Raw genomic sequence first — 11,137 nt, forward strand, 5'->3', positions numbered from 1 at the left:
GGCCGGCGCGGCCGGCGCGACCGGGTGCGTCCTGGCGTCGTGGTGGGCGGGGATCCTGCCGCCGCTCGCCGTGGAGGCACTGGGCCTGCCGGCGCGCGCGGGCGCCGGGCTCGGCGGCCCCCAGTGGGCGGCGCTCGCCGGGTGCGGGGCACTGGGCCTGTTCGGGTTCGGCGGGCTGGCGCGCGGGCGCACCGGACGGGCCTGGGTGCTCGGGCTCTTCGGCCGCTACCGGGGCACCGTCCGGCGCACCGGGCTGATGTGGGTGAACCCGCTGCTGCTGCGCCGCCGGATCGACGTACGGCTGCGGCACTGGCGCAGTGAGGCGCTGCCCGCGGTCGACGCGAACGGGGTCGCGCTGCGCGTCGTCGTCCTCGTCGTCTGGCGGGTGCGGGACACCGCCCGCGCCGCGCTCGGCGTCGAGGACCACCAGCGGTATCTGCGCGAGTGCGTGGAGGCGGCGCTCGCCCGGGTGCTCGCCCGGCTGCCCGCCGACGTCGGGCCGAACGCGCTGACCGGGCGGCCCGCGCCGGCCGCCCCGAGGGGCGTCGAACCGGCCACCCTGCGCAACACGGAGGCCGTCAGCGACGAGCTGACCCGTCTGGTGGCCGCCGACGCGGCGGCGGTCGGCCTCCAGGTGTTCTCGGCGCAGCCGCTCGGCGTGGAGTACGCGCCCGAGATCGCCGCCGTGATGCAGCGCCGCCGGATCGCGGCGCTGGACGCCCAGCACCGCGACACGGTCCTCACCTCCGTCGTCGACTCCGTCGAGGACACGGTGACCCGGCTGACCGTGCGCGGCCTCGTCGAGTTGGACGACTACGAGCGCAAAGCCCTGGTCAAGGATCTGACGGTGGCGTTCTATACGGGGCATGGAGATCGCTGACCACCGCACCCCCGTCGAAGTCCCGCGCACCCTCGCCGAGCTCGCCTCCGGCGCCTGGAGCCTGACCGAGGACACCCCGCGTGCCGTACTGGGGCTGGCGGGCCCGCCCGGCGCCGGCAAGTCGACCCTCGCCCGCGCGCTGGTCGCGCACCTCGGCGAGGGCGCCGCCTATCTGCCGCTCGACGGCTTCCACCTCTCCAACGCCCAGCTGGAACGCCTCGGCCTGACCGCCCGCAAGGGCTCCGAGCCGAGCTTCGACGTGTGGGGGTACGTCGACCTGCTGCGCCGGGTGCTGGACGAGACGGTCCACGACATCTATGTACCGGACTACGACCGCACCCTCGACGAGCCCGTCGCCGCCCGGCACGTGGTGCCCCCGGCCACCCGGCTCGTCGTCACGGAGGGGAACTACCTGGCCTGTGATCTGCCGGGGTGGCGGGACGCGTACGTGCTCATGGGGGAGTGCTGGTACGTGGCGGCACCCGGGGACGTGCGGCAGCGGAGGCTGCTGGAGCGGCACGTGACGGGCGGGAGGAACGAGCGGGAGGCGCGGGACTGGGTCGCGACCAACGACGACCCCAACGGGGAGCTGGTGGAGAGCTCGCGGGACCGGTGCCACCGCGTCCTCACCACGACGGGGATGGACTCGTCCTTCTTTGGTTTTGATATGGACACATCCAAGACGCGGCAATAATCTGATACTTGGTCTAGACCTGATTCGTCGAACCTGAGTCACCGAAAACCCGAGTCATCGAACCCGAACCACCACCCCACGCATCGCGATGCACGCGCACGGCGCACGGCTCACGGAACTTCCCCCACGTTCTCCAGGAGCGGCAGCATGCGAGAGACTTCCCCACCCCGTAAGCGGCTGAAGTGGTACGCCACCGCCGTCGGACTCGCCACCACCGGAGCGTTCGTGCTCTCCAGCGGCGGGGCCACCGGCCACGGCTACACCGACCTCCCCATCAGCCGGCAGAAGGTCTGCCAGAACGGCACCGTGGCCAACTGCGGTTCCATCCAGTGGGAGCCCCAGAGCGTCGAGGGCCCCAAGGGCTTCCCGGCGGCCGGGCCCGCCGACGGCCGTATCTGCTCCGGCAACCACACGGAGTTCGGCGCGCTCGACAAGGCGACGACCCCCTCGGGCGGTGCCTGGCCCACGACCAGGGTCAGCGGCGGGCAGAGCTACACCTTCCGCTGGCAGTTCACGGCACGGCACTCCACGACCGACTTCAAGTACTACATCACCAAGAACGGCTGGAACCAGAACGCGCCGCTGAGCCGGTCCGCGCTGGACACCGCCCCGTTCCTGACCGTGCCCTACAGCGGTCAGCCCCCGGCGACGCTCTCGCACAACGGAACCCTGCCGTCCGGCAAGAGCGGGCACCACGTCATCCTCGCGGTGTGGACGATCGCCGACACGGGCAACGCGTTCTACGCCTGCTCGGACGTCACCTTCTGACGTCACCCTCCGGTTCTGACGTCACCTTCCGGCCCTTTCCGAGTCCCCGTCGGAACGGGCAACGCGAAAGGCCCCCGCTCCCGCGAGGGCCTTTCGTGCCGTGCGCCGCCAGGGACTCGAACCCCGGACCCGCTGATTAAGAGTCAGCTGCTCTAACCAACTGAGCTAGCGGCGCGTGACTCCCGCCCTCCGCTCTCGCGGCTGGCGACAAAGAAAATACTACCTGGTCCGCGGGGGTGCTCCGCACCATCCGCGCGTGCCGCCGCGGGCCGGGCGGCGGATCAGATCACGAGGGAGAGCAGCACCGGTGCCGCGCCCCGGTTCAGCGTGTCGGCCGCCTCGCGCAGCCGGTGGGCGTGTTCCAGGGGCAGGGAGAGGGCGAGGCAGCCCACGGCCGACCCGGCCGTGACGGGGACCGCCGCGCAGACCGTGCCGACCGCGTACTCCTGGAGGTCGAGCACGGGCACGGTGGGGGCCTGGGCGTCGAGCCGGGACAGGAGCACCCGCTCGTTCGTGATGGTGCGCGAGGTGAGCCGGGCCATCCGGTGGCGGGAGAGGTGGTCGCGTCGGCCGTTGAGGTCCAGCTGGCCGAGCAGGCTCTTGCCGATCGCGCTGGCGTGGGCCGAGGAGCGGAAGTCCACCCACTCGTTGACCGCCGGGGTGGCGGGGCCGTCCGCGCACTGGGTGACGTGGATCTCGCCGTCCACGTACCGGCTCATGTAGACGGCGGCGCCGAGCGAGTCGCGCAGCCGGTCGAGGTTGCGCTGGAGCTGGGTGCGCAGGGCCTCCTCCCGGTCGTGCGCGGAGCCCAGCCGGTCGAAGGCGTCCCCGGTGACGTAGGCCCCGTCCGAGAGCTGTTCGACGTACCCCTCCCGGCGCAGCATCCGCAGGAGGGAGGGGAGGCGCTCGGTGCCGAGGCCGGTGTGGCGGGCGAGCTCGGCGTCCGTGACACCGGTGGTGTGCCGGGCCACGGTCTCCAGGACGCGCAGGGCGTCCTGGGCGGAGTGGCGCGGCGCGGTCGACTCGCTGTTCAGCGCCACGGTGGTCCCCCTGCGCTCTGCGGTCCGGCGTGCGTGTCGACACGGCGCGCATCGACCCGCACATCAACGCGGCCCGGACGACCGGGCCCCTTCCACGATAGCCGCCGGGGCGGCCGCGAGGAGGGGGAGTCGGCGAGATTGGTGGCGCGTTCCCGCCCTTCGGCCCGGGAAGCCGTGCCGTCCCGCGATGTGGGCCGTACCGCGCCGCCTGGGTACTCGTGCCGTACCGCCGTACACCCGCGTCGGCGGAAGAACAGAAAGGCTGGGCATGACGGCACTCGGATTCCTGTCCCCGGGCCATTCGGCCGAGGACGACTACCCGCGCATCGAGCAGCTCCTCGGCAGCGACGTCCGCCTCCAGGTCGTCCGTGTCACGGACGAACCGCGGGGGACGGACCGGGCCGACCGGCTCGGGGCCGGCGTCGAGGAGCTGCGCCTGGCCGGTGCCGAGGCGGTGGTCTGGACCGCCACCGACGACGGCTCCACGTACGGCCAGGAGGCACCCGACCAGGTCCGCGCGCTGGCCCTGGTGGCGGGGGTACCGGCGTCCTCCATGCCCTTCGCCTTCCTCCATGCCGTACGCGAGCTGGGGGTGACGCGGGTGGCGATCGGCTCCACGGGTGCGGACGAGGTGACCGCGCTGTTCGCGTCGTTCCTGCGGGGCGCGGGGCTGGAGGTGGTGTCCGTACGGGGCGCCGGCCTCGTCCCGGGTGCCGGGGCGGACGCGTGGGGGGAGGCGGAGGTGCTGGCGCTGGCGCGCGCGGCGGACCACGACGGGGCGGAGGCGGTGCTGCTGCCGGACACCTCGCTGCACACGGCCTCCTGGGTCCCGGCCCTGGAGAAGGAGCTGGGCAAGCCGGTCCTCACCGCGAGCCAGGTCTCGGTGTGGGAGGGACTGCGGCTCGCCGACCGCAGGGTGCACGCACCGGAGCTGGGCGCACTCTTCACGAAGGAGCCACCCGTCCAGGCGTGAGGACCTCCCCGCGCCCCTGTCCTGCAGGGGCGCGGGGAACCGCGCGACCGGCCCCCGCGCACCCGCGGACGAACCTCTCGGGCGGCGACGGCAGGCGGCGGAATAACCGGAGCCCACCTCCTGTTGAGGATCGCGGACAACGCGAGCACCAACAGGAGGAACCCCGTGCCGGTACCGGCCCACCCGACCAGCGAGCCCGACGAGATCCGAGGCGAGGCGCGGGGCACCGCTCCCGTACCCCTCTCCGTCCTGGACCTGGTCACCGTCGGCGCGGGGCACACCGCGACCGAGGCCCTGCGGACCGGCGTGGAGCTGTCCCGCCTCGCGGAGGCCCGCGGCTTCCACCGCTACTGGGTGGCCGAGCACCACTCCATGCCGGGCGTGGCCTCCTCCTCGCCGGCCGTGATCCTGGCCCACCTGGCCGCCCACACGACCCGTATCCGGCTGGGCTCGGGCGGTGTGATGCTGCCGAACCACGCCCCCCTGGTCATAGCGGAGCAGTTCGGCACGCTGGAGGCGCTGGCCCCCGGGCGCGTCGACCTCGGCCTCGGCCGGGCACCGGGCACGGACGGCGCCACCGCCGCGGCCCTGCGCCGCACGGAGCGGCTGAACGAGGGCGCCGACGACTTCCCCCAGCAGCTCGCGGAGCTGACCCGTTTCCTGGACGACGACTTCCCGGACGGCCACCCGTACGCCCGCATCCACGCGGTCCCCGGCCCGGTCCAGGCGAACTCGCCCGGCGGCGTCCAGTCCCCGCACCGCCCCCCGGTCTGGCTGCTCGGCTCCTCCGGTTTCAGCGCGCGCCTCGCCGGCGTCCTGGGCCTGCCCTTCGCCTTCGCGCACCACTTCTCGGCCCAGAACACCATTCCGGCGCTCGACCTCTACCGGGAGTCGTTCCGCCCCTCGGCCCTGCTCGACGCGCCCTACGCCCTGATCGGCGTCTCCGCGCTCGCGGCGGACGACGAGAAGGAGGCCCGCCGCCAGATCATGGCCGCCGCGCTGAACATGGTCCGGCTGCGCACCGGCCGCCCCGGCCTGGTGCCCACCCCGGAGGAGGCGGAGGCGTACGCGTTCAGCCCGATGGAGCGGGAGTTCATCGACTCCTGGAACGCGAACGTCCTTCACGGCACCGCCGACGAGGTCCGCTCCGGTCTCGACGACCTCCAAAAGCGCACCGGCGCCGACGAGCTGATGCTCACGGCCAACGCCCACAGCGGAGCCGTACGCGTGCGCTCGTACGAACTGATCGCGGACGCCTACGGACTGCCCACGACGCCCCCGGCCTGAGCACGACCCCGGGCCGGAGGGCAGACCCGGACCGCAGGGTGCCGTGGCCGGAACCTACGGGCGGGCCGCGGTCAGGAGTGCGGAGATACGATCCGGCGACACCGGACGGGAGTACAGCCATCCCTGGCCGGTGTCGCAGCCGATGCGCCGCAGCCGGGTCGCCTGGCCCGCCGTCTCCACGCACTCGGCGGTGACGGTCAGACCGAGCCGGTGCGCGAGCTGGATCATCGCCTCGACGACGACCTCGTCGGCCGGGTTGGGCGGCGCGGCGCCGTCACCGTCCTCGCCGCCCTCGTGGTCCCCGCTCCCGTGCTCCCCGTTCTCGTACTGGAAGCCGCGTACGAACGATCCGTCCAGCTTCAGCACCGACACCGGCAGCCGGCTCAGATAGGCGAGGTTGGAGTAGCCCGTGCCGAAGTCGTCGATGGCGATGCCCACGCCCATGTCGCTGAGCGCCTGCAGCGCCTGGAGCGGCCGGCCCGCGGAGCCCATCACCGCGGACTCGGTGAGCTCCAGCTGGAGGAGGTGCGGCGCGAGCCCGGTCTCCGAGAGGATCGCCGCCACGTCGGACACCAGGTCGGAGTCCCAGACCTGCCGCACCGCCACGTTCACACTGACGAAGATCGGCTCCGCGTCCGGGTGGTCCAGCTGCCACCGGCGGGCCTGGCGGCAGGCGGTGGCCAGCACCCAGCGGCCGAGCTGCACGATCGACCCGTCCTCCTCCGCCAGTCCGATGAACCGATTCGGCGTCAGTGTGCCGAACTGAGGATGATTCCATCGCACCAATGCCTCGACGCCGCGCAGCAACCCGTCCTCCATGCACACCAGCGGCTGGTACTCCAGGGTGAACTCCCCGCGCTCGACGGCGGGACGCAGGGTGGAGGAGAGTGCCTGGCGGGTCATGCGGTGGGCGTTGCGCTCCGGGTCGAAGAGCGTCCAGCGGGACCTGCCGTCGGCCTTCGCCCAGTACAGCGTCGTGTCGGCGGCCTGCATCAGTCCGGTCGCGGTGGTGCCGGCCGCGTGCCGCTCCACGACACCGATCGACGCCGAGACCGAGAGCCGCTGCCCGGACAGGTCGAAGGGCACCTGGAGGGACTTCAGCACGGAGTCGGCGAGGTCCGCGAGCTGCTCCGTACCCGTCGAGTCCTCGACCAGCAGCGCGAACTCGTCGCCGCCGAGCCGGGCGACCAGCGGGGTGGCGGTCCTCGCGTACCCGGCCTCGTTCGCGCAGCGCGTCAGCCGCTCGGCGACGGCCGCGAGCAGCCGGTCGCCGATGCGGTGGCCGAGCGTGTCGTTGACCGCCTTGAACCCGTCGAGGTCCAGGTAGCAGAGGCCGATGCGGCCGGTGCCGGACTCCTCGTACGCCTCCGCCTCCAGCGCGGCCGACAGCCGCTCGAAGAAGAGGGTGCGGTTGGGCAGCCGGGTCACCGGGTCGTGCATCTGCAGGTGGCGCAGCCGGGCCTGCAGCTCGCGGCGCCCGCTGATGTCGGAGACCGAGACCAGCACGGCCCGCTCCTCCTCGGGCAGCGGGCTCACCGTCACCTGCGCCCAGAGCGAGTGGCCGTCGGGGTGCTTGAGGCGCCGGGTGCAGCGGAGCCTGGCCTGCCGGCCGCGCAGCACCTCGCGGTAGGCGTGCCAGGTCCGCACGTCCGAGGCGAGGTCCACCAGGTCGGCGGCGATCCGGCCGACGAGACCGCTCCCGTCGGCCGCCGTGCCGAGCAGCGCGGCCATCGTGTCGTTGGCCGTGACGACCCGGCCCTCGCGGTCCACGACGGCCATCGCGAGGGGGGACGCGGCGAAGGTGGCTCGAAAGGTACGGGCGCCGACGTCCGTGTCCGCCGCCGCGGCCGCCTCCGCTTGTGGCGCGGGCGCGACCGGGACGGGGGAGAGCCGGGCCGGCAGCCCCGCCGCCAGACCGACGGGGAACTCGGTCGAGAGGCCGACCGGAAGGCCGGCCGATAGATCGACGGGGGGATCGATCAGGGGGTCTACCAGCGGCTCGACCCGCCGGGCCCGTTCCTCCAGGGAAGGGGTCCCGGCGCGTGGAGAAGTTGAAATATCACTTTCTGTGACGGCCGACCGAACGAGGTCTGCCGTGGGCGCCGGCCCATCGGACGTTCCGCTCACCGTTCGCTCCCGCTGTGCACTCGTTCGTCGTACAGGTCTCGTCGGGGGTCGGCCGGTGGTGGACGGCCGCTCCAGCCGTGTCCGCGCAGGAAAGTGTGCCGATCATAGAGGCTGGCCGTTGGCCCTTCCAGCTACTGCCCAGTGTCCCGGACCGGCACCCTTTTCTGACAGATCGTTTCTGCCCGCACCTGGACGCGTTCCTCCACCGACCGATCACTTGTGACGTTCCGTGAGTGTGCGAAGCGTCTGAGCGTCCTGGCGCCCCCCATGTGCTCCCCGATGTTCTCGATCGGATGTCGGCATCCTCACCCCTTTGGTTTAGATAAACAGGGCTTAACCGAACAAAACAGCACAGGCTGGGTGCGGTATCCCGAATTCCGCATCCGGAGGTCGACGTGCCGCGTCTGCTCCCCCCCGAGGGGCTCGCCCGTGGCGGAGGCCGGCCCCGTCGGCACGCTCGTGGACACCGCGCGTCCGGAGGGCGGTACGAAGAGTCGTACGGGAGGTGGTGGTACGGGGGGTGGTGGTGCGGGGGACGGTGCGGCTCGTGCTCCGGGTGGCGAACCGGGTGGCGAACCGGGTGGCGGGGGCCCGCGGCGGTGTTCACCTCCATGGCGGCGCTCGCCGCCACCTCCCTGGCCGGGCCCTCGGTCGCCGTGCCGCTCTCGATGCCGTGCGCCCTGCAGCGGACCGCGGCGCACCACTCCGAGGGCCTGGACAGCTGGAACGGGGCCTATCCGCGGCCCACCCGCCGTCTCGACGCGGTGATGGTCTTCCTCTCCTTCCCGGACGCGGAGCCGCTGACCGGCCCCGCCGAGCTGGCGGCCGACCACTTCCCGGCCACCAGCCGCTTCTTCGAACGGGCCTCGTACGGGAAGTTCCGGCTGCGCCCGCACCCGCTCCGCGAGTGGATCCGGATGCCGCGGGCCTCGACCGCGTACGCCATACGGCGCGACTGGGACGCGGCGGCGCGCTCCTCGTACCTGCGGGACGCCCTCGCGGTGGCGGACCGCCGGGTCGACTTCTCGCGCTACGACGTCGTCTACTTCGTCGCCGATCCGGACGCCCCCGGGGTCGACTCGGACGCGACGAAGGTGGTGAACATGGAGGTGCCGCTGCGGGCCGACGGGAAGGACATCCACCGGATCGTCACGGTGTTCGAGAAGCATCCGCCCGACCGGCTGGTCCTGGCCCACGAGACCGGCCATGTCTTCGACCTGCCCGACCTCTACCACCGGCCCGCCGACGGCAAGGGCGACTGGGACACGTACGTCGGCGACTGGGACCTCATGGGCAGCCAGTTCGGGCTCGCCCCGGACCTCTTCGGCTGGCACAAGTGGAAGCTGGGGTGGCTGGAGCCGCGCCAGGTGGCGTGCGTGCGGGGCGCGGGCGGCCGGGGCGTGCGGCTGACGCTCGAACCGCTGGCGGCCGGACCCGGGACGACCGCGGCGGGCGCGGAGGCCGCCGGGCACCGGGGTGTGCCGGGGGCCGGTCCCGGCTGGGCGGGGCTCGGGTCGGAGGGCGGGCGGAAACTCGCGGTGGTGCGGACGGCACGGGACCGCGCGCTCGCCTTCGAGGTGCGGGGGCCGGCCGGCAACGACCGGGCGGCCTGTACGCAGGGCGTGCTGGTGTACCGCGTGCGCGGCGGTGCGCAGTCCGGCCGCGGGCCCATCGAGGTCGTCGACGCGCACCCCGGGTCGGGGGACTGCTGGGACGACTCGGTCTACGGGCCGCTCGCGGACGCGCCGGTCGGCATCGGGGAGAGTTTCACCGTGCCGGGCGAGGGCGTACGGATCGAGGTGCACGACCGGACGATCTCGGGGTCGTGGACGGTGACGATCTCCACGGGGCACGGGCGGGGGCGCGCCTGAGGGTGGGTGGGGAACGTGAGAAGCCCCTCGCTTCCGCGAGGGGCTTCTCACCGTCTGTGCGCCGCCAGGGACTCGAACCCCGGACCCGCTGATTAAGAGTCAGCTGCTCTAACCAACTGAGCTAGCGGCGCCTGCTGACGTCGTAGACATTAGCATCCTGATCGGCGGGGAGAGAAATCGATACCGGCGCCGCGGGGGAGGGTGCGGGGAACCGCCGCCGGGCCGCCGACCGGGCCGCACGCACCGCGGCCCAGAGCATGACCTCCGGTCCCGGCAGCCAGGGCTCACGGGTGTCCGGGGCGACGAGCCAGCGGGAGTCGGGGCGGGCGGTGGGGATCGGGGCGGGGACCGTGACCGCGTCGCCGGTGCCGTGGCAGAGGAGCGGCGGGATGGCCCGGCCGCGGTCGGAGGCGCCGCCCGAGCCGCGCGCCTCCCACTCCAGCAGCGAGGGCAGGCGCTGGGCCGTGCCCGGGGCCGCGAACAGGAGCATCCGGCCGCGGTGGGCGGCCACCGGGCCCGTGCCCGGGCCCTCGTCCCACAGCCGGTCCAGCATGAGGCGGCCGAAGACCGCGGGTGTGTTGACGACGTCGAAGACGGAGCCGCAGGCCAGCACCACCGGTGCGGTGGGCCGGTCCTCCCAGAGGACGCGGGTGCTGCGGGGGTACCGGCCCGCGGAGGCGAGCCAGGCGGCCCCTTCCGGGGTGGCCCCGGTGGCCGCCGGGGCTCCGGGGAGGCGGACGGTTTCGTCGAACAGGTCCGGGAGCGTCTCGACGGCACCGTCGCGGGTGCCGAGGGGGACCGTGCGTACCGGGTTCCGATCGCTGCTCATGGCAATCAGGAGTACTCCGGGTGAGCAGGAGGTTCCGCAGGGTCACCGGAATTCGGGACAGGCGGGGCGAGGTGGGGTATCTTGCCTGCCCGGCATATGCCGTAGTCGGTTCCGTGAAGGACGCGCGGCCGGAGGGTGCGGCCGGGCGGAGGGTGCCGCCGGGCGGGCCGGCGGGGGCGCCCCCGCCCCCGCCCCGGCCCGCCCGGAGGAGCCGTTCAGACCGGGTCCGCGTACCCCTCCGCGTCCGCCCCGCGCAGCAGCTCCCGGCCGAACTCGACCATCTTCTTCGCGTAGTCCTCGGTCCACTCGGCCCGCTCGGCGATCGCCGCGGTGGTCAGCCGGTCGAACCGGCGCGGATCGGCGAGCTGCGCGGCGGCCATCGCCTGGAACTCGACGGCCCGGTCGGCCGCCGCGCGGAACGCGTGCGTCAGCTCCGTGGCGCGGGCCAGCAGCGCCCGGGGGTCGTCCATCGACTCCAGGGCGAAGAAGTGCTCCGGGTCGGAGGCGGCCTCCGCGGGCTCGAAGAGCAGGGGCGCGGGGCGCAGCCGCGGCTCGTTCCGTCGCGGCGTGGGCTCCGCCATGACTTCTCCTCCTCGTACGGGGATCGGCCCCTCCTCGTGGACGGGCCACCGTCCATTGTCCCTTGGGCGCGCAAGAGGGCCCGGGGC

Annotated in this window: 10 protein-coding genes and 2 tRNA genes; 6 read left to right on the forward strand and 6 right to left on the reverse strand. The window is 73.4% G+C overall.

Features of this window, described 5'->3' with window-relative positions:
* The 3 genes from KM933_RS15920 to KM933_RS15930 form a co-directional block, all read left to right on the forward strand.
* A partial coding sequence (locus tag KM933_RS15920; protein ID WP_221352637.1) for an SPFH domain-containing protein occupies positions 1-880 on the forward strand: 880 nt, incomplete at its 5' end.
* Entirely contained in the window at positions 867-1,574 is a 708-nt protein-coding gene (locus KM933_RS15925; RefSeq protein WP_221352639.1) for a nucleoside/nucleotide kinase family protein, read from the forward strand. The genes KM933_RS15920 and KM933_RS15925, both read left to right, overlap by 14 nt.
* A gap of 147 nt (positions 1,575-1,721) precedes the next feature.
* Complete coding sequence (locus KM933_RS15930) at positions 1,722-2,342, forward strand: lytic polysaccharide monooxygenase auxiliary activity family 9 protein (protein ID WP_221352640.1); 621 nt, start codon at positions 1,722-1,724, stop codon at positions 2,340-2,342.
* Positions 2,343-2,443: 101 nt separating this feature from the next.
* Here KM933_RS15930 and KM933_RS15935 read toward each other — a convergent pair.
* Together KM933_RS15935 and KM933_RS15940 are read right to left on the reverse strand one after the other, a co-directional pair.
* A tRNA-Lys gene (locus tag KM933_RS15935) sits at positions 2,444-2,517 on the reverse strand.
* Between the two features lie 106 nt (positions 2,518-2,623).
* On the reverse strand, positions 2,624-3,382 hold the full coding sequence (locus tag KM933_RS15940; RefSeq protein ID WP_221352642.1) for an IclR family transcriptional regulator: 759 nt from the start codon (positions 3,380-3,382) through the stop codon (positions 2,624-2,626).
* Between the two features lie 268 nt (positions 3,383-3,650).
* Here KM933_RS15940 and KM933_RS15945 point away from each other — a divergent pair, with 268 nt between their 5' ends.
* A complete protein-coding gene (locus tag KM933_RS15945) occupies positions 3,651-4,355 on the forward strand; it encodes a maleate cis-trans isomerase family protein (protein WP_221352644.1) in 705 nt (234 codons plus the stop codon).
* Between the two features lie 165 nt (positions 4,356-4,520).
* A complete protein-coding gene (locus KM933_RS15950) occupies positions 4,521-5,642 on the forward strand; it encodes an LLM class flavin-dependent oxidoreductase (RefSeq protein ID WP_221352646.1) in 1,122 nt (373 codons plus the stop codon).
* A 54-nt stretch (positions 5,643-5,696) separates the two neighbouring features.
* On the opposite strand, the gene KM933_RS15955 is transcribed toward KM933_RS15950, so the two are convergent.
* Entirely contained in the window at positions 5,697-7,769 is a 2,073-nt protein-coding gene (locus tag KM933_RS15955; protein ID WP_221352648.1) for a putative bifunctional diguanylate cyclase/phosphodiesterase, read from the reverse strand.
* A gap of 611 nt (positions 7,770-8,380) precedes the next feature.
* Between KM933_RS15955 and KM933_RS15960 the strand changes: the two genes are divergently transcribed.
* The gene (locus tag KM933_RS15960; protein ID WP_221352870.1) at positions 8,381-9,640 is read left to right on the forward strand and encodes a M6 family metalloprotease domain-containing protein; all 1,260 of its coding nucleotides are present in this window, start codon (positions 8,381-8,383) and stop codon (positions 9,638-9,640) included.
* 57 nt (positions 9,641-9,697) lie between these two features.
* On the opposite strand, the gene KM933_RS15965 is transcribed toward KM933_RS15960, so the two are convergent.
* The 3 genes from KM933_RS15965 to KM933_RS15975 form a co-directional block, all read right to left on the reverse strand.
* Positions 9,698-9,771 (reverse strand) — tRNA-Lys (locus KM933_RS15965).
* The gene (locus KM933_RS15970) at positions 9,762-10,469 is read right to left on the reverse strand and encodes a bifunctional DNA primase/polymerase (protein ID WP_221352650.1); all 708 of its coding nucleotides are present in this window, start codon (positions 10,467-10,469) and stop codon (positions 9,762-9,764) included. The genes KM933_RS15965 and KM933_RS15970 overlap by 10 nt, the downstream gene beginning before the upstream one ends.
* A 215-nt stretch (positions 10,470-10,684) precedes the next feature.
* Complete coding sequence (locus KM933_RS15975; protein ID WP_221352652.1) at positions 10,685-11,050, reverse strand: hypothetical protein; 366 nt, start codon at positions 11,048-11,050, stop codon at positions 10,685-10,687.
* Between the last annotated feature and the right edge of the window lie 87 nt (positions 11,051-11,137).

It is taken from the genome of Streptomyces beigongshangae (assembly GCF_019710745.1).
Taxonomy (GTDB): Bacteria; Actinomycetota; Actinomycetes; order Streptomycetales; family Streptomycetaceae; genus Streptomyces; species Streptomyces beigongshangae.

Bases quoted from the DNA above. Each gene is read 5' to 3' on its own strand.
- KM933_RS15925 (WP_221352639.1), top strand. From the start codon at position 867: ATGGAGATCGCTGACCACCGCACCCCCGTCGAAGTCCCGCGCACCCTC.
- KM933_RS15930 (WP_221352640.1), top strand. From the start codon at position 1,722: ATGCGAGAGACTTCCCCACCCCGTAAGCGGCTGAAGTGGTACGCCACC.
- KM933_RS15945 (WP_221352644.1), top strand. From the start codon at position 3,651: ATGACGGCACTCGGATTCCTGTCCCCGGGCCATTCGGCCGAGGACGAC.
- KM933_RS15960 (WP_221352870.1), top strand. From the start codon at position 8,381: ATGGCGGCGCTCGCCGCCACCTCCCTGGCCGGGCCCTCGGTCGCCGTG.
- KM933_RS15970 (WP_221352650.1), bottom strand. From the start codon at position 10,469: ATGAGCAGCGATCGGAACCCGGTACGCACGGTCCCCCTCGGCACCCGC.
- KM933_RS15975 (WP_221352652.1), bottom strand. From the start codon at position 11,050: ATGGCGGAGCCCACGCCGCGACGGAACGAGCCGCGGCTGCGCCCCGCG.